Source organism: Ensifer sp. GW821-FHT05G01 (assembly GCF_059419585.1).
Map to the genome: position 1 here is coordinate 1 of NZ_JBWKSC010000020.1, position 20203 is coordinate 20203.

The window sequence follows — 20203 nt, forward strand, 5'->3', positions numbered from 1 at the left end:
GGAACCGATACGCTCGATGCCAGCGCCACCACCGAGACCATTGTTGTCGATCTCGAACAGGGAACGGCGACAGGCGAGGAGATCGGCTCCGACACCGTCGACAGCATCGAGACCGTGATCGCTGGTTCCGGTGATGACCAGCTTTCCGGCGATGCCGCCTGCAACACGTTGGTCGGCAATGACGGCAACGATGTCATCGATGGCCGTGCCGGCGACGACATTCTCGCTGGCGGCCAGGGCGACGATGTCGTCTCCGGTGGAGCCGGTGATGATACCATTGTCGTCGAGGCTCCGGCCTGCGCGCCGGGTGAGGCGACTGATGGCAATGATAGCTATAATGGCGGCTCAGGCTACGACACGCTCGATGCCAGTGCCACCACCGAGAGCATCGTCGTCGACCTTGAAGAGGGAACGGCGACGGGCGACGAGATCGGTTCGGACACCGTCGACAGCATCGAGACCGTGATCGCCGGCTCGGGTGACGACCAGCTTTCGGGTGACAGCCAGAACAACACCCTCATCGGCAATGACGGCGACGATGTCATCGACGGCCGCGCCGGCGACGACACGCTGGCCGGCGGCCAGGGCGACGATACCGTCACCGGCGGCCAAGGCAATGACACGGTTATCGTCGTGGTGGCCGAAGGTGCCGGCAATGACGGCAATGACAGTTATTCGGGTGGGGACGGCATCGATACGCTCGACATGTCGGCGCTGGTGCAGGCCGTGCTCGCCGATATCGAGGCCGGCATTGCCGAAGGTGAGGAGATCGGTTCGGACCTGATCGACGGCTTCGACATCATCGTCGGCGGGAACGGCGGCGACCGGCTGTCGGGTGGCGCCGGCAACAATATCCTGTCGGGTGGCGAGGGTAACGATAGGCTGCGCGGCCGCGGCGGCGACGACATTCTCGTCGGCGGAGCCGGGGACGACGAGCTCGAAGGCAACACCGGCAATGATACCTTCCTGGTGGTGATCGCGCCGGAGGCGAGCGGCGACGATGGCGACGACCGTATCGATGGCAACGAGGCGATCGACACCTACGACGCTTCGGCAGCGACGCGTGCGGTGGTGATCGACCTCGACCGCGGGACGGCCGAAGGGGTTGAGATCGGCTCGGACCTGTTGACCTCGGTCGAAGGCGCTGTCGGCGGCAAGGGCGACGATGTGCTCGTCGCCGGCAATGCCGTCAACTTCCTCGCCGGCGGCGAAGGCGCCGACATCTTCGTCTTCCGCACGACCGCGGCGCTCGCCAATGACGGCAGCGGTCGCGACGAGATCCGCGACTTCCAGGTCGGCGATCGCGTCGACCTGTCGAAGATCGCCGAAGCCATCGGCGGGCTCGTCTTCGGCGGACTGCTGGAGGATGGGCAAGCACCGCCGGTGCACCAGATCACCTTCTATCACGAAGCCTTTGCCGACGGCGAGCGCACTGTCGTTCGCGCCGTCGTCGACCTCGAGCGCGACGAGGATCTGCAATTCCTGATCGCCGGCCGCCACGAGCTTACCGAACAGGATTTTATCCTGGCGGCAACCGAAAGCCCGGCCGACCAGCCGAGAGACACCGTCTGAACGACCACAAAACTCAATTGTCACGCGTTATCGGGAGAAGAAGACCATGAACACCACGGACAACCCCGCAACCAATGGCGCCACAGCTGCCGGCAAGCCGGCCGAGAAGCCGCAGTTCGGCATCACCTCGCGCATCGCTGTGTCGGCGATCTTTGCCGCAACGCTGGTGTTCGGCATCGGCGGCTGGGCCGCCCAGGCGAAGCTCTCGGGTGCCGTCATCACCCAGGGCCAGGTCGCCGTTTCCCAGCAGGTCAAGCTGATCCAGCACCGCGACGGCGGCATCGTCTCGGCCATCCCCGTCAAGAACGGCACCCATGTCAGGAAGGGCGACGTGCTGCTGCAGCTCGACGAGACACAGACCCGGGTCGAGCTGTCGATCGTGCGCGGCCAGCTGCAGCAGTTCTACGCCATGCGCGCCCGGCTGACGGCCGAACGCGACGGCGACGCCACCGTCTCCTTCGGCGAGCTCGATATTCCGGACGTGCTGAAAACGAGCGAAGTGAAGCTGTTCGAGGCCAATCGTCGGATGATCACCAGCCAGGAAGAGCAGATGCGGCTGCAGATCGGCCAGTTCGAGGAACAGATCCGCGGGCTGAAGGCCCAGACTGGCTCCAGCGACAAGGAGAAAGAGATCGTCGAGAAGGAGATCTCCAAGCTCGAGACGCTTCTGAAGAGCGGCCTGGTGCCGGTCTCCGAACATCGCGACCTGTTGCGCCAGATGGCCCGCATCGATGGTTCCAAGGGGGAACTGCTGGCGCGCATCGCCGAGGCGCTCGGCCAGATCAGTGAGCTGCGCATCAAGCTGATGTCGATCGACCAGAACAACCGCAAGGAAACGCAAGGGCAGATCGTCGGGCTCGAGGCCAAGATCGCCGAACTGACCGAACGGGCGGTGGCGGCCAAGGACCGGCTGTCGCGCATGGAAGTGCGTGCCCCCGTCGACGGTCTCGTCTACGACCTGCAGATCCACACCATCGGCGGCATCATCGCGCCCGGCGCCACCGCCATGTCGATCGTGCCCGAGGGCGAGGACCTGACGGTCGAGATCCGCATCCCGCCCGTCGATATCGACCGCATCGCGCCCGGCCAGAAGAGCCGCATGCGCTTTACCGTCTTCAACCAGCGAACGACCCCCGAGCTTGACGGCCGCATCGACGTCATTGCCGCTGCCACCACGCTCGACCGCAACACCGGACAGCCGTTCTATCTCGCAACCGTCGAAATCACCGAACCGCTCGACAAGCTCGGCGGCCGCAAGCTCATGCCCGGAATGCCCGTCGAAGTGTTCGTCCAGACCGACGAGAGAACCGCGATCTCGTACCTCACAAAACCATTCTCCGACCAGATGCTCAGAGCCTTCCGCGAGGAATGAGGGCGCGTTTGGTAAAGCGCGGACCGCGGGGATGAAGCCGATAATCCGGCTTCATCCCTGTTCTTTGACGTGCGGACGCCATCGGCTTGGATGAGAGACGTAGGCGCTGTGTGCTTCAGCCGCCCTTGCGGATCAGGAAGCGATGACCGCCGTCGGCAGGCGAGGCGGCCTCGAGGCTATGGCCGTCTTCCCGGCAGAAATGCGGGATGTCGATGACTGCCATCGGATCGGTCGTTTCGATCTCGAGCAGCGCGCCTGCGGCCATGGAGGCGATGCGCTTGCGGGCCTTCAAAACGGGAAGGGGGCACTTAAGCCCCCTGAGGTCGTAGACCGTCTTTGCTTCCTCAGGCATCAATTGCCCCAGATCTTCCAGAACGGCCGCTTCTTCGGCGGCTCTTCTACGGCGACCGGCGCTTCGGTCGTCGGCGCAACGGTGACTTCGGCATTTGCCGCGGCCACGGCGGTCACTTCAGGCTGTGCCTTCTGCGGGGCTGCGACTGAGCGGGTCTGTTTTGCCGCTGCTCCGGCAGGTTGCGCCTGTGGCTGCACGGCTGCCTGCAGTTCAGGGGGCGGTTGTGTGAGCTGCGCCTGTTCTGCCGGTTCGCTCTTGGAGAACAGGTTCCAGAAGGAGTTCTTGGCCGGCTGTTCGACGGCTGCCTGCAGCACCGGCTGGGGGACAGGATTGGCGGCGGGAACCGGCACATGGGTGCCGCCCTTGGTTGCTTTTTCGAGTTCCTTCTTCTGGATCTCGACAGCCACCTTGGTTTCTTCGGCTTCCTTCTGTTCGGCCAGCTTCTTTTCGAGGTCGCTCGCCTTCATCAGCTTGCCGGCATCGATCGAGTTGCCGGTCGGTGCGTAGGCAAGCTCGCGGCCGGCGCGCTGCTTGGCGACGATAGCCTTGCGCTCGGCCTCGCTCGGCTCATACCAGACCATGCCGTCATACTTCTTCATGGCCTTGTCGTAGTCGAGCTTGTAGCCTTTTTCGAAGGTCGACATGGCCATCTGAAGCGCGGGTGGGGTCGACATGGCAGGGCATGTTCCGCCCGGATTGAATGCGCCGCTGCCCTGCTGGTTGAAGACGTATTTCTTCTCGCAGACATTGATTTCCGGAGGACGCTTGGTGACTTCGAACTGATCGTAGCCGACCTTCAGCATGTTCCAGAATTCGATGTTCGGATTGTTGCGATGACGCGCCATGTTCTCGGCGGTCATGCGGAAGGGGAATGCCTGCAGCTGGACGCTCTGCTGCCCGCCCTTGAAGGCGTCACGCGCCATCGCGAAAATCTCGATCATCTGCTCGTCGGTCATCGAGTAGCAGCCGGACGACGAACAGGCGCCGTGGATCATCAGATGCGTACCCTGCCGGCCGTTGGCGCGGTCATAGGTGTTGGGGTAGCCGGTGTTGATCGCCAGGTAGTACTTCGAATTGGGGTTCAGCTGCTGCGGGAACAGCGGATAGAAGCCTTCCGGGGCCTGACGATCGCCTTCCTTCACCTTCGGGCCGAGCTTGCCCGACCAGGCACAGATCTTGTAGCTTTTCAGCAACTGGAAGCGGTTGGAGGTATTGGCCTTCCAGACTTCGAGCGTGCCTTCTTCCTTGAAGATGCGCAGCGCGATCGGGGCTGTCTTTTGCATCCCGAGCTCGCTCATCTTGGCGGCCATCTTGCTGGAAAGCTGGTACTCGGTCTTGTTCTTGACGGTCGAAAGATCGACCGTCGCCGTATCCAGGGCATCGTTGGTGCAGCCCGCAAGCAGAGCGGCAACAGTGGCGGTGGCTACAAGGTTTCTCAAGCGCATCAGCGAAAGCCCGTTCAAACCAAAACTCGTCAGTGCGAGCCGCGTCCGACGGGGAAGGGCTCTTAGGGAATCAGTAAGCCATTATACTTCACGAATTCTTAACCTTGCAGGGCGCCCTGCACAGACAGTTGTTCATGACGCCACGAATATGGCCAAGGTTTGGCCACAGTCCGATTTGCGGTTGCGAATTCTCTGGCGAACAATCGCCGGGAATCAGAGGTTCCGGCCGATATTGAGGTACTTTTGTCGGCGATCTGTGCGCAGTTCGTCGCCATTGCGTCCGGACAGTTCCTTCAGCGCATCGGCGATCACCGTTCCGGTGCGGGCGATGACCGACTGCGGATCGCGGTGCGCGCCGCCGACGGGCTCGGGAATGATGCCGTCGATCACACCCAGCGCCTTCAGATCTTCAGATGTGATCTTCATGTTGCTGGCGGCTTCCTTGGCGCGGGTCGAATCGCGCCAGAGGATCGAGGCGGCCCCTTCCGGCGAGATGACGCTGTAGATGGCATGCTCGAGCATGTAGACGCGGTTGCCGGTGGCGATCGCGATCGCGCCGCCGGAGCCGCCTTCGCCGATGACGACGGTGACGATCGGGACGCGCACGTTCAGGCACATTTCCGTCGAACGGGCGATGGCTTCCGCCTGGCCGCGTTCTTCCGCGCCGACGCCGGGATAGGCACCGGCGGTGTCGATCAGCGTGATCAGCGGCAGGCCGAAGCGGTCGGCCATTTCCATGATGCGGATCGCCTTGCGGTAGCCTTCAGGGCGCGGGCTGCCGAAATTGTGCTTGATGCGCGACTTAGTATCGCTGCCCTTTTCCTGGCCGAGGACGGCGACCGGCATGCCGCGAAAGCGCGCAAGCCCGGCCTGGATGGCCTCGTCGTTGCCATAGTTGCGGTCGCCGGCAAGCGGTGTGAACTCGGTGAAGAGCTCTGCCGAATAATCGAGGAAATGCGGGCGCGAGGGGTGGCGGGCGACCTGGGTCTTCTGCCACGGCGTCAGCTTCGAATAGATCTCGGCCATCGCATCGCGGACCCGTGTCTCGAGCCGTTCGACCTCATCCGAAGTGTTCACACTCTCGTCTTCGCCGGCGAGCTTCTTCAGTTCGAGAATCTTGCCTTCGAGGTCGGAGATTGGTTTTTCGAAATCGAGATAGTTGTGCATGAGATGCGTTTCCGATCGTTTTGCGACAAGGATCTGCCGGCCGAAACCAGCCTGCCCGGCGGTCCTAATCCTGTTTTTTCGCCTGTTTGGCAAGAGGGTGATGGTTTTGCACGAGGTCGTGCAGCCGTTCTTCCAGAACATGTGTATAGATTTGTGTCGTGGAAATGTCCGAATGACCCAACAGTTCCTGCACGGCACGAAGGTCGGCGCCGTTGGCAAGCAGGTGGCTGGCGAAGGCATGGCGCAGCACATGCGGCGAGATCGTCGCCACGCGGATGCCGGCGCGCGATGCCAGCGATTTCAGGTCCCGGGCAAAGACCTGGCGGGGAAGAAACCCTGCCTTTGCCGATGACGGAAACAGCCACGGGCTTTCGCGCTCGCCCTTGTCCGCTTTCGCAAACTCTTCAGCCAGAGCCGAACCGTACGTGCGCATCGCGCGGATTGCTGCCTGCGACAAGGGCACAAGCCGCTCCTTATTGCCTTTGCCGCGGATGACGAGAAAACGCCCGTCCTGGGCAAGCACGCTTGCAGGCAGCGACACCAATTCGCTGACGCGCATGCCGGTGGCGTAGAGGAGTTCCATCAACGCATGCATGCGCAGCCTGGACAGCCGCTCCGGACCGCCCGTCGTTGCCGCGGCTTCGCTCTCTGCCTGACCGATCAGTCGCGATACGTCGTCAATGCTCAGCGTCTTCGGCAGGCTTCTGCCTTTCTTCGGCGCATCGAGAATGCCGGTCGGGTCGTCGCCGCGCAGACCTTCGGCATAGAGGAATTTGTAGAATTGCCGGAGCGCCGACAGCCGGCGGGCCTGTGAAGAGGGCTTGAAACCCTGGCCGGCGAGATGGGCGAGATAATGCCGGAGATCGTCGGTCACCGCACCCGTCAGGCCCGTTCCTCGACTGCGCATGTGGGATAACGCGTCTTCCAGGTCGCGCTCGTAAGATTGCAGCGTGTTGACGGCGGCGCCGCGTTCGGCGCTCATCATTTCGAGGAAGGCCTCGACATGTGCCGCGGAAAGGTCGCTCATTGTGTCTTGTTGACCCGCTCGGAGGGGATCTTCACGGTCACATTCCGCTCGACCGGCTCGACGAAGGTGACGAGCGCGATCATCGTGCCATAGACCAGCCCGGCGATGACGCCGCAGAAAAACAGGAACCGGAAGAGGGTGGGCATTTCAGTCTCCTCTGCATGGTTGCTTAAACCGGAGCGAATCCAGGTATAAAATCATGCAGCCGTTGAATGTGCTGCGGCAGCCTGTTGCGCGTCTGGATGGACACGTGGCCCGTTGGCGGATGCCCAATCTATATGAACGCCCCTTTCGCCAAGTTCAAGAAGCTTGCACGGAGGGCCGCGACGGCTTGACGCTCCACCCCGATTTGTCGATACCGGAAGGGAATGGGGAACAAGAAGTCCAATGAACGACGTGATCGAACCGGTTTCCGCGACGCTTGCCGAACGGGCGAAGCTTGCACTCGGTAAACGCAATCTCGTTTTCATCGGCCTGATGGGTGCCGGAAAATCGGCGATCGGCCGGCTGACCGCGCAGGCGCTCGGCATACCCTTCGTCGATTCCGACCACGAGATCGAGCGCGTCTCACGCATGACGATCAGCGATCTCTTTGCCCGTTATGGCGAGGACGAGTTCAGGGCGCTGGAAACGCGCGTTTTGAAGCGCCTGCTGCGCACCGGACCTCGCGTCGTTTCGACCGGCGGCGGCGCCTATATCAACGAGCGATCACGGCGCCAGATCAAGCGCGGCGGCCTGACGATCTGGCTCAATGCGGAACTCGACGTGCTGTGGGAGCGGGTCAACAAGCGCGACACCCGACCGCTCTTGAAGACCGAGAACCCCAAACAGACGCTCGAAAACCTGATGCGCGCTCGCTATCCGATCTATGCCGAAGCCGATCTGACGGTGATGTCCCGCGATGTGAACAAGGAGACGATGGTGGAGGATGTTCTCACCGCCGTCATAGATTTCCGGAAAGTGCCCAACGATGAATAACCATGTGATGCCTGCTGCCGAACGCAAGGTGCGTGTCGATCTCGGCGATCGTTCCTATGACATCCTGATCGGCCCGGGGCTGATCGCGGCTGCCGGCAACGAGATCGCATCGCGCCTCAAGGGGCGCAAGGTCGCCGTCATCACCGACGAGAATGTCGGCCCTCGCTATCTCGAACCGCTGATGGCAAGCCTCAAGCAGAGCGATATCGAGGCCGTGTCGCTGGTGTTGCCCGCCGGCGAAAAGACCAAAAGCTTCGAGCATCTCATTCCTGCCTGCGAGGCCATCCTCGGCGCCCGGATCGAGCGCAACGACGCGGTGATCGCCCTTGGCGGCGGCGTCATCGGCGACCTCACCGGCTTTGCGGCCGGCATCGTTCGTCGCGGCTCGCGTTTCATCCAGATCCCGACATCGTTGCTGGCGCAGGTGGATTCCTCGGTTGGCGGCAAGACCGGCATCAATTCGCCGCACGGCAAGAACCTGATCGGCGTCTTCCATCAACCGGATCTGGTACTGGCCGACACAGATGTGCTGGACACGCTGAGTGAGCGCGAGTTCCGCGCCGGCTACGCCGAAGTCGCGAAATACGGGCTGATCGACAAGCCGGACTTCTTCGCCTGGCTGGAAGAAAACTGGCAGGCGGTGTTTTCCGGCGGTGCGGCTCGCATCGAGGCGATTGCCGTCAGCTGCCAGGCCAAGGCCGATGTCGTGGCGGCGGACGAGCGCGAAAACGGCCTCAGGGCGCTGCTTAATCTCGGGCACACCTTCGGCCACGCGCTCGAGGCTGCCACCGAATACGACAGCGCACGTCTGGTGCATGGCGAAGGCGTTTCGATCGGCATGGTGCTGGCGCATCAGTTTTCGACGCGCATGAACCTTGCGAGCGCCGACGATGCGACCCGTGTGGAAGCGCATTTGCGCGCCGTCGGCTTGCCGACGCGCATGGACGAAATCCCGGGCAGCCTGCCGCCGGCCGAAAAGCTGATGGACGCGATTGCCCAGGACAAGAAGGTCAAGGGCGGCAAGCTGACGTTCATCCTGACCCGCGGCATCGGCCGGTCCTTCGTCGCCGACGACGTGCCGGCCTCCGAGGTCCTGAGCTTCCTTCGGGAAAAGCGTCCGCAATGACTGGCGAAGCCTTCCTGGCGTTTCTTGGCGAATACTGGCTGTCGATTGCCGCGGTCTTCTGTCTCTTGTTGTTTTCCGCCTTCTTTTCCGGCTCCGAAACAGCGTTGACGGCTGCCTCGCGCTCGCGCATGCATTCGCTCGAAAACAATGGGGATGAGCGGGCTGGTATCGTCAACCGGCTGATCGAGCGGCGCGACCGGCTGATCGGCGCTCTGTTGATCGGCAACAATCTCGTCAACATTCTCGCCTCGTCGCTGACGACGAGCCTGCTGATCGGCCTGTTCGGCAATTCGGGCGTGGCGATCGCCACCGTCGTCATGACGGTGCTGCTGGTGATCTTTTCCGAAGTGCTGCCGAAGAGCTGGGCGATCGCCTCGCCGGACCGCTTCGCGCTCGCCGTGGCTGCTCCGGTTCGGTTGTTCGTTGCCGTGGCCGGCCCGATTTCGAGCCTCGTCAACGGCATCGTGCGCCGCATCCTTTCGCTTTTCGGCGTCAACCTTTCGTCCGAGATGTCGATGCTATCGGCGCATGACGAGTTGCGTGGCGCGGTCGACTTGCTGCACCGTGAGGGGTCGGTGATCAAGGCCGATAGGGATCGTCTTGGCGGCGTGCTCGATCTCGGCGAACTCGAAATCTCCGACATCATGATCCACCGCACCAACATGCGGGCGATCAATGCCGACGATCCGCCGGAGATCTGTGTGCGCGAGATCCTGCAGAGCCCGTTCACGCGGCTGCCGCTGTGGCGCGGTGCTGCCGACAACATCATCGGGGTGGTGCATTCCAAGGACCTTCTGCGCGCGCTTGCCGAACCGGATGTCGAGCCGGAAAATCTCGATATCGTCAAGATCGCACAAAAGCCGTGGTTTGTTCCCGACACGACCAATCTCAAGGATCAGCTCAACGCCTTCCTGCGTCGCAAGCTGCACCTTGCCATCGTCGTTGACGAATATGGCCAGGTTCAGGGACTGGTAACGCTCGAGGACATTCTGGAGGAGATCGTCGGCGATATCGCCGACGAGCACGACCTCGACATCCAGGGTGTTCGCCAGGAGGCGGACGGCTCGATCGTGGTCGATGGCTCGGTGCCTATCCGCGATCTCAACCGCGCGCTCGACTGGTCGCTGCCCGACGAAGAGGCGACGACGGTTGCAGGTCTGGTGATCCACGAATCGAAAAGCATTCCGGAGGAACGCCAGGCCTTCACCTTCCACGGCAAGCGCTTCATCGTGATGAAGCGGGTGAAGAACCGGATCACGAAATTGAGGATCCGCCCGGCTGACGACCAGACGCCGATCGCCTGATCTACCAGCGCGTCGGCTCGCCCGGCGCTGCCGGCTCGACGGCCAGCGCATGCAGGCCGGCATCCAGTTCGGGCTTTAGGAGGTCGTTGATGGCGCGGTGGCGCGCCACCCGGCTCATGCCGGCAAAGGCGTCGGCAACGATGCGGACGCGCATATGGGTTTCACCGCCGCCGTCGAAATCCGGTTGGTGGCCCGCATGCAGGTGGCTCTCGTTGATCACGGCCAGCCGTTCGGGATGGAAGGCTTCGGTCAGTTTCTGTTCGATCGTATCCCTGAGCGACATTCTTCCGTCCCATTTCCTTGGTTGCTGGACGCCCTTGTTTCGTGCGGGTCCGGCGATGCTGCCTCGGCGGCGCAAAAGGCCCGCACAAAGCCAGCAACATTCCGGTTTGTCAATTCTTGTTGTGGCTCCGGCCAAGCCCCATAATGAGCGCCATGAGACTCGATTCAAAATACTTCGATCGCATTCGGACACGGCGCAAGGTCGAGCCGCGCGCTGAGCCTACCGCTCCCACCTGTCAATGGGACGGCTGCGACAAGAACGGCGTTCATCGTGCACCCGTCGGCCGCAACGCCGAGGGGCAATACTTCATGTTCTGCTTCGAGCATGTGAAGGAATACAACAAGGGTTACAATTTTTTCTCCGGTCTCTCCGATAGCGAGGTCGCGCGCTACCAGAAGGAAGCGATAACGGGACATCGCCCGACCTGGACCGTCGGCGTCAACAAGAACGCCAAGAATGGTCCGACCCAGTCGCAGACCCGTTCGGGCTCCGCCGGGGCGCAGGCGCGCATGCGCGATCCCTTCGGCTTCGTCAGCGAGGCGAAGGCGCGTGCCGGTCGTCCAGAGCCGCGCCAGCGCAAGCTGAAAACGCTCGAAGCCAAGGCCTATGAAACGCTCGGCCTTGGCGCGTCGGCGACCGCCAGCGATATCAAGGCGGCGTACAAGGAGCTGGTCAAGAAACATCACCCTGATGCCAATGGCGGAGACAGGGGATCGGAGGAGCGTTTTCGTGCAGTAATTCAGGCCTACCAATTGTTAAAACAGGCTGGTTTCTGCTAACAACGCGGATTATTACAGAAGCACTTTTGCAGGCGAATGCGCGGGTGCCGCCGGTGGCCGCTCTGGAGACATGATGAGCAAGATTGACCTCGACATTTCCAACCTCCCCGACACGACCGTCTCGGTTCGGGAGGTTTTTGGCATTGATACGGATTTGCGCGTTCCCGCCTATTCGAAGGCTGACGCCTATGTGCCGGACCTTGACCCTGACTACCTCTTCGACCGCGAAACCACGCTCGCCATTCTTGCAGGCTTTGCCCATAACCGACGCGTGATGGTCTCGGGCTATCACGGTACCGGTAAATCCACCCACATCGAGCAGGTCGCAGCGCGCCTCAACTGGCCGTGCGTGCGCGTCAACCTCGACAGCCATGTCAGCCGTATCGACCTCGTCGGCAAGGATGCGATCGTCGTCAAGGACGGCATGCAGGTCACCGAGTTCAAGGACGGCATTCTGCCTTGGGCCTACCAGCACAATGTCGCGCTCGTCTTCGACGAGTACGACGCCGGCCGTCCGGACGTGATGTTCGTCATCCAGCGCGTGCTGGAATCTTCCGGCCGCCTGACGCTGCTCGACCAGAGCCGCGTCATTCGCCCGCACCCGGCGTTCCGCCTGTTTGCGACCGCCAACACGGTCGGCCTCGGCGACACCACCGGCCTCTACCACGGCACGCAGCAGATCAACCAGGCGCAGATGGACCGCTGGTCGATCGTCACGACGCTCAACTACCTGCCGCATGACAAGGAAGTCGACATCGTCGCTGCCAAGGTCAAGGGCTTTACGGCCGACAAGGGCCGCGAGACCGTTTCCAAGATGGTGCGCGTCGCGGATCTTACCCGCGCCGCCTTCATCAACGGCGACCTTTCGACGGTCATGAGCCCGCGTACGGTCATTACCTGGGCCGAGAACGCTTACATCTTCGGCGATATCGCGTTTGCCTTCCGCGTAACCTTCCTCAACAAGTGCGACGAGCTGGAGCGGGCGCTGGTCGCCGAGCATTACCAGCGCGCCTTCGGCGTCGAGCTCAAGGAGAGCGCCGCCAACATCGTGCTTGAAGCCACCGCCTGATCCATGGGTCGCCTTCCCCCAGGGAAGGCGACCTGTGACTTTGTGGCAAACTCGATGATATCCCGCCGGGGTATCATCGCCTCTGGCTGAAGAAGGGACTGTCGTGAGCTCGAACTCCAAGGCAAAGCCGACCACGCGTGAAAATGCCGCCGAACCGTTCAAGCGGGCGCTTTCCGGCTGCATCCGATCGATTGCTGGCGATGCCGAGGTGGAGGTGGCCTTCGCCAACGAGCGGCCGGGGATCACCGGTGAGCGCATCCGCCTGCCTGAAATATCGAAGCGTCCGACGCGGCAGGAACTCGCCGTGACGCGAGGGCTTGGCGACAGCATGGCGCTGCGCAAGGCCTGTCATGATGCGCGCATCCACGCGACGATGTCGCCGCAGGGTGCCGATGCGCGGGTGATCTTCGACGCTGTCGAGCAGGCGCGTGTCGAGGCGATCGGCTCGCTGCGCATGGAAGGTGTTGCCAAGAACCTGAGCTCGATGCTCGAAGAGAAATATTCGAAGGCCAATTTCGGCGCGATCAGCAAGCAGGCGGATGCACCGCTCGGCGAGGCCGTTGCGCTTCTGGTGCGTGAAAAGCTGACCGGTGAGAAGCCGCCGGCATCCGCCGGCAAGGTGCTCGATCTCTGGCGCGACTTCATCGAGGAGAAGGCCGCCGGCGACATCAAGAACCTGTCGTCGACGCTCAACGACCAGCAGGCCTTCGCCCGTGTCGTGCGCGACATGCTGACATCGATGGATGTGGCCGAGAAATACGGTGACGATGACATCGAGCCGGACGAGCAGGAAAGCGAGACCGACGAGGATCAGCCGCGCAGCCAGGAGCAGGACGAGAACGCCAGCGACGAGGAAGCCGGCGACGACGCCGCTCCTGCCGACGAGAACCAGGCTGCCGAAGAGCAGATGGAAGAAGGCGAGATGGACGGCGCGGAGATTTCCGACGACGACCTGCAGGACGAGGGCGACGAGGACAGCGAGACACCAGGCGAGGTCAAGCGCCCGAACCAGCCCTTTGCCGACTTCAACGAAAAAGTCGACTACACCGTCTTCACCCGCGAGTTCGACGAGACCATCGCTTCCGAAGAGCTGTGCGACGAGGCGGAACTCGACCGCCTGCGCGCCTTCCTCGACAAGCAGCTCTCCCACCTCCAGGGCGCGGTCGGCCGGCTCGCCAACCGCCTGCAACGCCGCCTGATGGCGCAGCAGAACCGCTCGTGGGAGTTCGACCTGGAGGAGGGCTATCTCGACAGCGCCCGCCTGCAGCGCATCGTCATCGACCCGATGCAGCCGCTGTCGTTCAAGCGCGAGAAGGACACCAATTTCCGCGATACGGTCGTGACCCTCCTGATCGACAATTCCGGATCCATGCGGGGCCGGCCGATCACGGTTGCGGCGACCTGCGCCGACATTCTGGCGCGCACGCTCGAGCGTTGCGGCGTCAAGGTCGAGATCCTCGGCTTTACCACCAAGGCGTGGAAGGGTGGGCAATCGCGCGAGAAGTGGCTGGCTGGCGGCAAGCCGCAGTCGCCGGGCCGCCTCAACGACCTGCGCCACATCATCTACAAGTCGGCCGATGCGCCATGGCGGCGTGCGCGCCGCAATCTCGGGCTGATGATGCGCGAGGGACTGCTCAAGGAGAACATCGACGGCGAGGCGCTGATCTGGGCGCATGAGCGGCTGATGGCGCGGCGCGAACAACGCCGCATCCTGATGATGATTTCGGATGGCGCGCCGGTCGACGACTCGACGCTGTCGGTCAACCCGGGCAACTATCTCGAGCGGCATCTGCGCGCCGTCATCGAGCAGATCGAGACGCGCTCGCCGGTCGAACTCCTGGCGATCGGCATCGGTCACGACGTGACGCGCTACTACCGCCGGGCCGTGACGATCGTCGATGCCGACGAGCTGGCCGGCGCGATGACCGAGCAGCTTGCCGATCTGTTCGAAGACGAAAGCATGCGCCGCCGTCCCGGGCGAGCTCGCCGCGCAGGATAATCGCTTACGAAACCGGGGCGACTTGTAGCCGCCCCGTTCATCCCAGAAGACGGCGGCACGCTTGTCGTTCCCTCCCTGCCTTTCCTGCCCGCCGAAGGAACTCCCCCATATGCTTGGTCGCGGCCTCCTCGTTCTTTGCCTGCTGGCGTCGGCCTGTCCGGCTATGGCTGCCAGCGACAGCGAGACGCTGCCGATCCGCAGTCGGCAGATCGATGCTTTCAAGGTTGGTTCCAGCCAGACGCGGTTTGGCCAGCTGGAGTTCATCGGCGGCCTGGAGATGACGTCGTCCAATGCGCTGTTCGGCGCCGTCTCGGCGATCCGCTTCCGTCCGGATGGAGCCTCTTTTGTTGCAGTCATGGATACTGGTCATTGGCTCGAAGGGGCCGTGACCCGCGACGCCGCCGGCAAGCTTTCCGGCCTGACGGACCTGACGGCGACGCCGATGGCCGACAGGAGCGGCGCGGTCGGGCTGGAAAAGTGGAAGGTGGATTCGGAGGGTCTGGCGCTACGCGAAGGCGAAGTGATCGTCAGCTACGAGCAGTCCCACCGCATCGATATCTACCCGGACCCCGGGTTTTCCGTTTCGGGGCCAGTCGGCAGCGTGCCGTTGCCGTTTCCGGCAACCGAACTGCGCAGCAATGGCGGGCTCGAAACCGTGGCCGTTTCACCGGCTGACAGTCCGCTCGGCGGCGCTGCCGTCACGGTGTCGGAGCGCAGCGTCGACAAGGCGGACAATCTGCTGGCCGGCATTCTCGACGGGCCGATGAAGGGCGCCTTCGCAGTTGTTCGCACAGAACCCTACGCCGTCACCGACGGCGCTTTCCTGCCCGATGGCGATCTCCTGCTCCTGGAGCGGCGGTTCAACTTCGCCTCCGGGCTCGGCATGCGCATCCGCCGCATTCCCGGTGCCACCATCCGGCCAGGCGCCGTGGTCGACGGCGACGTCATTCTCGAAGCCGACATGGGCTATCAGATCGACAATATGGAGGGCCTCGACGTGGTCGCTGGCCTTGACGGTGATATCAGGGTCATCGTCGTTTCCGACGACAACCACTCGATCCTCGAGCGCAATCTCATGCTGGAATTCCGGCTGATCAAATGAAAACGGGGCCAATCGGCCCCGTCGTCAATTCAGCTGTCTGAGATGGATCAGGCCGCGGCCTTGCCCGCAGGCATGGGCTTGATCACGCTCATTAGCGCGCCATAGGGCAGCAACATCACGATGCCACAGAGGATCTTCACCGAGAGGTCGCCGAGCGCCCAGGAGATCCAGCGCGGGGCCTCTGTGGCAAGAATGCCGAGCAGGGGCGCCGTCTCCAAGGCAAAGCTGTCGTTCGGTCCGAAGAACACGAAGAACGGCGCGAAGGCGAAGGAGAAGAACATCGCCGTGTCGAGCGCCGAGCCGATCAGCGAGCCCGCCAGCGGCGCCTGCCACCAGCTCTGGCGGCGGAGCCGGTTGAACACCGAGATATCCAGCAGCTGGCCGAACAGGAAAGCGGAGCCGGAGGCAATCGCGATGCGCGGCGTGGCGGCGAAGAAGGAAAGGACGATCGCCACGAGGAAGCCGACGACGACGACACGACGCGCAATGCGCGGGCCGAAATGGCGGTTGGTCAGGTCGGTGACGAGGAAGGCGAAGGGATAGCTGAAGGCGCCCCAGGTCAGGAGATCGCCGAGCTGCATGCCGGCGATCGAGCCTGGCAGCGGGTACTGAACGAGGAAGTTCGACGCAACGACCACCAGGGTCATGAGTGCGACGTAGACAAAGAACGTGCGGTTGATAAGCATTTTTTTATCCTGGGAGATGCCACCAGTTGCGCGGAAGCCAGGGCTGGACGCCTGGCCGATGAAATCTGCAAATTACACACGAGAAAAAGGCTTGCCGGATAAACCCGCAAGCCTTTTTAAAGTCGTGTCGAAGACAGACGCTAACGCCGATTAAGCGGCGGCAGCTTCAGCGTTCTTCTTGACGATCTGACGGCGCAGCAGGCGAGCGCGCATGCTCAGCTCGTTCTCGTCAGCCTTCACGAGGAAAGCGTCGAGGCCGCCACGGTGTTCAACCGAGCGAAGAGCGGCTGCGGAAACGCGCAGACGGAAGCGCTGGCCGAGAGCATCGGAAATCAGCGTGACGTTGCACAGGTTCGGAAGGAACTTGCGCTTGGTCTTGTTGTTGGCGTGGCTGACATTGTTGCCCGACTGGACGCCCTTGCCGGTCAATTCGCAACTACGGGACATGGTACACCTATTCTCTTTATCGCCGCCGGACGATGCGGTAGCGGGCCCAGAGCCCAGGCCGCGTTCCTGTTGGCCATTATTGGAAAGTTGCGGTTCTATAGTCAGAGACAGCCCGCCCGTCAAGCCAAACCTCTTGCATTCTCGGAAAACCGCGGTTTCTTGCGGCTGTTTCTGCATCAGGCAGGCTTGATAGCGGCCACACTAATGCTTCGCGATGGCCATTCCAAGCCCATTCGTGATGCGCTATCTGTTGTCCTGTGGATGCAGAAGAAGTCCTTGGCGCGGCTTTGGCCCCGGCGGCCGGATCTCCCGGAAAAGGCGTAGAAAAGCCGCAAACGACCTGCATTCCAAGGCATTGCGACGACATTTGAGTGATGGATCTCTTAGGGTATGAAGTTGCGCATCGGTTCTCGCGCGGTAGCGCTTTTGTCGGCGGCATTGTTTTCCACAGCATCGCTTGCTGCGGACATCGAGCATCAGACCGATTACAGCATTTCGCTTGCCGGATTGCCGCTTGCGAGAGCGTCATTCCATACGGCCCTGGAAAAGAATCGCTACACCATTTCAGGAACACTGCATTCGGCCGGTCTCGTCGACATCTTCAGTCGGACATCGGGCCAGACCCGTGTTTCGGGCGTCATCGGCCGCGACCATCTGCGCGCAAACGAATATTCGATGTCCTATCGCAGCGGCAAGAAGGGCCGGGCGATCAATGTCACCTATGCCAACGGCAACGTCGTGCATGCCAGCATGACACCGAAGCGCACGCCGCTACCGAAGAACTGGGTGCCGGTGACCTCCCGCGACATGCGCAACGTGCTCGACCCGCTGTCCGGCCTGATCATTCCGGGCAAGGCTCGCGTCTGCCCCAACACGCTGCCGATCTTCGATGGCGAATCGCGTCTCGACATCAAGCTGTCGGCGAAAGGAACCAGGCCGTTCAAGACCAAGGGCTTCGACGGCGAGGCGATCGTCTGCGGCATCCGCTTCGTTCCAAGGGCGGGCTACAAGAAGGGGCGCGAGGACGTCGAGTATCTCAAGCGTCTGCAGACCATGGAAATCTGGTTTGCCAAGTCGGACGCCGTCGATGTCTATGCGCCGGTCTATGTTCGCATACCGACCAAGCTTGGTCCGGTGACGGTTTCGGCCACGCGATTCGGCGGTTGAAACCACCAGTCGGTGGCGACCGGGCACTAACATTTTTCGGCGAGTCGTGATTTTATCCGCGCCGGCTTTCGCCAAGGAGCCGCACAGGGGATAAGACATGAAATTCAAGGCGACGTTGATCGGTGCGACCGCGATTTTGATGTGGTCGCTTCTGGCGCTGTTTACCGCAGCGTCCGGCAAGATGCCGCCGTTCCAGTTGTCGGCGATCTGTTTCCTTATCGGCAGCATTCCGGGTTTGATCGTTCTCGCGCTGAAGCCAGAGCGCCTTGCGCTGCTGAAGCAGCCGGCCAAGGTGTGGATCACCGGCATCGCCGGTCTTTTCGGCTATCATTTTCTCTACTTTACCGCGCTTCGCAACGCACCGGCCGTCGAGGCGGGCCTGATTGCCTATCTCTGGCCGCTATTGATCGTTGTCGGCTCAGCTCTTCTGCCGGGCGAGCGGCTGCGCTGGTATCATGTCGCTGGCGCGTGTTCGGGCCTGATGGGTACGATCATGATCATCGCCCGCAACGGCATCGCCTTTGACGACGCCTATCTCATGGGCTACGGCGCCGCGTTGCTGTGCGCCTTCACGTGGTCAGGCTATTCGCTTCTGACGCGCCGCTTCGAAGCGGTCTCGACCGACGTCGTCACCGGCTTTTGCTTGGCGACGTCGCTGCTCTCGTTCCTGTGTCATCTCGGCCTGGAGACGACGGTGTGGCCGGCAACGACATTCGAGTGGCTGGCGGTTGCCGGTCTCGGGCTGCTGCCGGTGGGGGCTGCCTTTTATGCCTGGGACTTCGGCGTCAAGAACGGCAATATCCAACTGCTCGGCGTTGCCAGCTACGCAGCACCGGTTCTGTCGACGTTGATCCTCATCCTGTTCGGCTTTGCCGAGCCATCTTGGCGCATTGCCGCCGCATGCCTCTTCGTCACCGGTGGTGCCGTGCTGGCCGCCAAGGACATGATCTTTCGCAAGGGGCGAGCGGCGGCGCAGCCGGCGGAGTAAAACGGGCTCGTTGGATCAAAGCATGTCGCGCAAAAGTGTGCCGCGGTTTTGCGACAACGACATGCGCAAAAGCAAGAACTTAAAGCGCGCCAAGTGAATCTGAAAGATCGCGACGCGCTTTAAGTCTCAGGCGGTGCCCAGTCGGGGGCCGCCATCTCGAAGACCGAGAAATCGAAGCCCGGCGCCACGGTGCAGCCGACCAACGTCCAGTCGCCGAGCGAGACGGCCGATTGCCACCAGTTGGGCGGCACCAGCCCCTGTGGGCGCTCGCCGTCCAGAATGCCGGGACCGAGGCGCAGCACCGTTGCCGGCGCGCCGTCGGCTGCGATGCTGAGCTCCAGCGGCGCACCAGCATAGTGATGCCAGATCTCAGCTGCATCGCGCACCCGATGCCAGTGCGAGCGTTCGCCGCGCTCCAACAGGTAGTATATCGCCGTCGAGTGGCCACGCGGCCCACCATTGCCGTCACGGAAGGTCTGAACATACCAGCCGCCCTCGGGATGGCGGGTCAGCCCGAGGATCTCGATGATGGCGGCAGGTGTCAGCTCGTTGTCGGCCGTCATCAGAAGTTATCCTTGCGCTTGCGGATCTCGGCAAAGACAGCCGCGTCGGCAGCGCCTTCCATGCTGAGACGGGCACGGATCTTCGGGTCTGCGGCGCGCAGGAACGGGTTGGTACGCTTTTCAAGGCCGATGGTCGTCGGCGCGGTAAAGCCGCCATCGCAACGCGTTTCCTCGATTTCGGCGGCACGCGCCTTCAGTTCGGCATTATCGGGATCGATGGTCACGGCGAAATGGGCGTTCGACAATGTGTATTCGTGGCCGAAATAGACGGTTGTGTCGTCGGGCAGGGCGAGAAGGCGGCTGAGCGATTGCCACATCGTCTCCGGCGTTCCCTCGAACAGGCGGCCGCAACCGAGCGCAAACAGCGTGTCGGCGGCAAAGAGCAGCTTGTCCTCGGGGAGGTGGAAACAGATATGGCCAGCGGTGTGGCCAGGCGTCTCGATGACGTCGACCGGGTGGCCGGCAAAGTCGAAGCGCTCGCCGTGGCGCACGCTTTTATCGATGCCGGGGATACTGGACGCTTCTGCCGCCGGGCCGATGATGGTGGCGCCGAAACGATCCTTGAGCGCCACGTTGGCCGCTACATGGTCGCCATGGTGGTGCGTGGTGAGGATGTGGGTGAGCGTCCAGCCCCGTCGCTCCAGCGCCTCCAGGATCGGCTGCTCCTCAGGCGCATCGATCGACGCAGTGGCGCCGCTTGCGAGGTCATGCACCAGAACGCCGAAATTGTCGGTACGGCAAAGAAAGAGGTCGAGTTCGAGTGCGGCCATGGCAAAT

21 protein-coding genes are annotated in these 20203 nt (G+C 62.5%); 11 read left to right on the plus strand and 10 right to left on the minus strand.

The annotated features are described in order from the left end of the window. On the plus strand, positions 1-1572 hold a 1572-nt coding region (locus tag AC07UR_RS32615), incomplete at its 5' end, for a calcium-binding protein (protein WP_494700483.1). A gap of 46 nt (positions 1573-1618) precedes the next feature. Further along, positions 1619-2944, plus strand: coding sequence for an HlyD family type I secretion periplasmic adaptor subunit (locus AC07UR_RS32620; protein WP_209793191.1), 1326 nt, complete (start codon positions 1619-1621; stop codon positions 2942-2944). Between the two features lie 115 nt (positions 2945-3059). Here the strand turns inward: AC07UR_RS32620 and AC07UR_RS32625 are convergent, their stop codons facing one another. The 5 genes from AC07UR_RS32625 to AC07UR_RS32645 all read right to left on the minus strand — a co-directional run bounded on the left by AC07UR_RS32625 (position 3060) and on the right by AC07UR_RS32645 (position 7081). Further along, complete coding sequence (locus AC07UR_RS32625) at positions 3060-3296, minus strand: sulfurtransferase TusA family protein (protein ID WP_173423534.1); 237 nt, start codon at positions 3294-3296, stop codon at positions 3060-3062. Next, positions 3296-4741: a L,D-transpeptidase family protein gene (locus AC07UR_RS32630; protein WP_209793189.1), complete on the minus strand. Its 1446-nt coding sequence runs from the start codon at positions 4739-4741 to the stop codon at positions 3296-3298. The genes AC07UR_RS32625 and AC07UR_RS32630 overlap by 1 nt, the downstream gene beginning before the upstream one ends. Before the next feature lie 213 nt (positions 4742-4954). Continuing rightward, positions 4955-5908, minus strand: a complete 954-nt coding sequence (locus AC07UR_RS32635; protein ID WP_173423532.1) for an acetyl-CoA carboxylase carboxyltransferase subunit alpha — start codon at positions 5906-5908, stop codon at positions 4955-4957. A 64-nt stretch (positions 5909-5972) separates the two neighbouring features. After that, positions 5973-6935: a site-specific tyrosine recombinase XerD gene (gene xerD, locus AC07UR_RS32640; RefSeq protein ID WP_173423531.1), complete on the minus strand. Its 963-nt coding sequence runs from the start codon at positions 6933-6935 to the stop codon at positions 5973-5975. Continuing rightward, the gene (locus AC07UR_RS32645; protein ID WP_139353876.1) at positions 6932-7081 is read right to left on the minus strand and encodes a hypothetical protein; all 150 of its coding nucleotides are present in this window, start codon (positions 7079-7081) and stop codon (positions 6932-6934) included. The genes xerD and AC07UR_RS32645 overlap by 4 nt, the downstream gene beginning before the upstream one ends. A gap of 241 nt (positions 7082-7322) precedes the next feature. On the opposite strand from AC07UR_RS32645, the gene AC07UR_RS32650 reads away from it, so the two are divergent. From AC07UR_RS32650 to AC07UR_RS32660, 3 genes are read left to right on the plus strand one after another with little or no spacing between them, the layout of a single operon-like run. After that, positions 7323-7913: a shikimate kinase gene (locus AC07UR_RS32650; protein ID WP_173423530.1), complete on the plus strand. Its 591-nt coding sequence runs from the start codon at positions 7323-7325 to the stop codon at positions 7911-7913. Then, the gene (gene aroB, locus AC07UR_RS32655) at positions 7906-9039 is read left to right on the plus strand and encodes a 3-dehydroquinate synthase (protein WP_209793186.1); all 1134 of its coding nucleotides are present in this window, start codon (positions 7906-7908) and stop codon (positions 9037-9039) included. The genes AC07UR_RS32650 and aroB overlap by 8 nt, the downstream gene beginning before the upstream one ends. Next, the gene (locus tag AC07UR_RS32660; protein ID WP_209793184.1) at positions 9036-10343 is read left to right on the plus strand and encodes an HlyC/CorC family transporter; all 1308 of its coding nucleotides are present in this window, start codon (positions 9036-9038) and stop codon (positions 10341-10343) included. Before aroB ends, AC07UR_RS32660 begins: the two co-directional genes overlap by 4 nt. Position 10344: 1 nt before the next feature. Here AC07UR_RS32660 and AC07UR_RS32665 read toward each other — a convergent pair whose 3' ends face one another. Beyond that, on the minus strand, positions 10345-10626 hold the full coding sequence (locus tag AC07UR_RS32665) for a BolA family protein (protein WP_025424659.1): 282 nt from the start codon (positions 10624-10626) through the stop codon (positions 10345-10347). Between the two features lie 143 nt (positions 10627-10769). On the opposite strand from AC07UR_RS32665, the gene AC07UR_RS32670 reads away from it, so the two are divergent. From AC07UR_RS32670 to AC07UR_RS32685, 4 genes are all read left to right on the plus strand, one after another. Beyond that, positions 10770-11405, plus strand: coding sequence for a J domain-containing protein (locus tag AC07UR_RS32670; RefSeq protein WP_173423798.1), 636 nt, complete (start codon positions 10770-10772; stop codon positions 11403-11405). A gap of 73 nt (positions 11406-11478) precedes the next feature. Then, a complete protein-coding gene (gene cobS / locus AC07UR_RS32675; RefSeq protein ID WP_077501023.1) occupies positions 11479-12474 on the plus strand; it encodes a cobaltochelatase subunit CobS in 996 nt (331 codons plus the stop codon). Between the two features lie 103 nt (positions 12475-12577). Next, positions 12578-14473 carry a cobaltochelatase subunit CobT gene (gene cobT, locus AC07UR_RS32680; protein ID WP_209793181.1) on the plus strand — a complete coding sequence of 632 codons (1896 nt, stop codon included), beginning with the start codon at positions 12578-12580 and terminating at the stop codon, positions 14471-14473. 109 nt (positions 14474-14582) lie between these two features. Continuing rightward, positions 14583-15575: an esterase-like activity of phytase family protein gene (locus AC07UR_RS32685; RefSeq protein WP_209793178.1), complete on the plus strand. Its 993-nt coding sequence runs from the start codon at positions 14583-14585 to the stop codon at positions 15573-15575. Between the two features lie 47 nt (positions 15576-15622). Here AC07UR_RS32685 and AC07UR_RS32690 read toward each other — a convergent pair whose 3' ends face one another. Together AC07UR_RS32690 and rpmB are read right to left on the minus strand one after the other, a co-directional pair. Next, a complete protein-coding gene (locus AC07UR_RS32690) occupies positions 15623-16261 on the minus strand; it encodes a VUT family protein (RefSeq protein WP_173423525.1) in 639 nt (212 codons plus the stop codon). A 150-nt stretch (positions 16262-16411) separates the two neighbouring features. Further along, positions 16412-16708 carry a 50S ribosomal protein L28 gene (gene rpmB / locus AC07UR_RS32695; protein ID WP_025424653.1) on the minus strand — a complete coding sequence of 99 codons (297 nt, stop codon included), beginning with the start codon at positions 16706-16708 and terminating at the stop codon, positions 16412-16414. Between the two features lie 390 nt (positions 16709-17098). Here rpmB and AC07UR_RS32700 point away from each other — a divergent pair, with 390 nt between their 5' ends. Then, positions 17099-17875 (plus strand): DUF3108 domain-containing protein, encoded by a 777-nt coding sequence (locus tag AC07UR_RS32700; protein ID WP_173423524.1) that lies wholly within the window; start codon positions 17099-17101, stop codon positions 17873-17875. Positions 17876-17972: 97 nt separating this feature from the next. After that, complete coding sequence (gene yddG, locus AC07UR_RS32705) at positions 17973-18863, plus strand: aromatic amino acid exporter YddG (protein ID WP_173423523.1); 891 nt, start codon at positions 17973-17975, stop codon at positions 18861-18863. A 119-nt stretch (positions 18864-18982) separates the two neighbouring features. On the opposite strand, the gene AC07UR_RS32710 is transcribed toward yddG, so the two are convergent. Together AC07UR_RS32710 and gloB are read right to left on the minus strand one after the other, a co-directional pair. After that, on the minus strand, positions 18983-19426 hold the full coding sequence (locus AC07UR_RS32710) for a cupin domain-containing protein (RefSeq protein WP_209793177.1): 444 nt from the start codon (positions 19424-19426) through the stop codon (positions 18983-18985). Then, positions 19426-20196, minus strand: a complete 771-nt coding sequence (gene gloB / locus AC07UR_RS32715) for a hydroxyacylglutathione hydrolase (protein WP_209793175.1) — start codon at positions 20194-20196, stop codon at positions 19426-19428. Before gloB ends, AC07UR_RS32710 begins: the two co-directional genes overlap by 1 nt. Positions 20197-20203: the final 7 nt, after the last annotated feature.

Excerpts from the sequence above, each read along its gene's own strand:
- AC07UR_RS32665 (WP_025424659.1), bottom strand. The coding sequence starts at position 10,626 with ATGTCGCTCAGGGATACGATCGAACAGAAACTGACCGAAGCCTTCCAT.
- AC07UR_RS32700 (WP_173423524.1), top strand. The coding sequence starts at position 17,099 with ATGAAGTTGCGCATCGGTTCTCGCGCGGTAGCGCTTTTGTCGGCGGCA.
- rpmB (WP_025424653.1), bottom strand. The coding sequence starts at position 16,708 with ATGTCCCGTAGTTGCGAATTGACCGGCAAGGGCGTCCAGTCGGGCAAC.
- AC07UR_RS32635 (WP_173423532.1), bottom strand. The coding sequence starts at position 5,908 with ATGCACAACTATCTCGATTTCGAAAAACCAATCTCCGACCTCGAAGGC.
- AC07UR_RS32645 (WP_139353876.1), bottom strand. The coding sequence starts at position 7,081 with ATGCCCACCCTCTTCCGGTTCCTGTTTTTCTGCGGCGTCATCGCCGGG.
- AC07UR_RS32660 (WP_209793184.1), top strand. The coding sequence starts at position 9,036 with ATGACTGGCGAAGCCTTCCTGGCGTTTCTTGGCGAATACTGGCTGTCG.
- xerD (WP_173423531.1), bottom strand. The coding sequence starts at position 6,935 with ATGAGCGACCTTTCCGCGGCACATGTCGAGGCCTTCCTCGAAATGATG.
- aroB (WP_209793186.1), top strand. The coding sequence starts at position 7,906 with ATGAATAACCATGTGATGCCTGCTGCCGAACGCAAGGTGCGTGTCGAT.
- AC07UR_RS32685 (WP_209793178.1), top strand. The coding sequence starts at position 14,583 with ATGCTTGGTCGCGGCCTCCTCGTTCTTTGCCTGCTGGCGTCGGCCTGT.
- AC07UR_RS32650 (WP_173423530.1), top strand. The coding sequence starts at position 7,323 with ATGAACGACGTGATCGAACCGGTTTCCGCGACGCTTGCCGAACGGGCG.
- AC07UR_RS32690 (WP_173423525.1), bottom strand. The coding sequence starts at position 16,261 with ATGCTTATCAACCGCACGTTCTTTGTCTACGTCGCACTCATGACCCTG.
- gloB (WP_209793175.1), bottom strand. The coding sequence starts at position 20,196 with ATGGCCGCACTCGAACTCGACCTCTTTCTTTGCCGTACCGACAATTTC.
- AC07UR_RS32630 (WP_209793189.1), bottom strand. The coding sequence starts at position 4,741 with ATGCGCTTGAGAAACCTTGTAGCCACCGCCACTGTTGCCGCTCTGCTT.
- AC07UR_RS32670 (WP_173423798.1), top strand. The coding sequence starts at position 10,770 with ATGAGCGCCATGAGACTCGATTCAAAATACTTCGATCGCATTCGGACA.
- AC07UR_RS32710 (WP_209793177.1), bottom strand. The coding sequence starts at position 19,426 with ATGACGGCCGACAACGAGCTGACACCTGCCGCCATCATCGAGATCCTC.
- cobS (WP_077501023.1), top strand. The coding sequence starts at position 11,479 with ATGAGCAAGATTGACCTCGACATTTCCAACCTCCCCGACACGACCGTC.
- yddG (WP_173423523.1), top strand. The coding sequence starts at position 17,973 with ATGAAATTCAAGGCGACGTTGATCGGTGCGACCGCGATTTTGATGTGG.
- AC07UR_RS32620 (WP_209793191.1), top strand. The coding sequence starts at position 1,619 with ATGAACACCACGGACAACCCCGCAACCAATGGCGCCACAGCTGCCGGC.
- AC07UR_RS32625 (WP_173423534.1), bottom strand. The coding sequence starts at position 3,296 with ATGCCTGAGGAAGCAAAGACGGTCTACGACCTCAGGGGGCTTAAGTGC.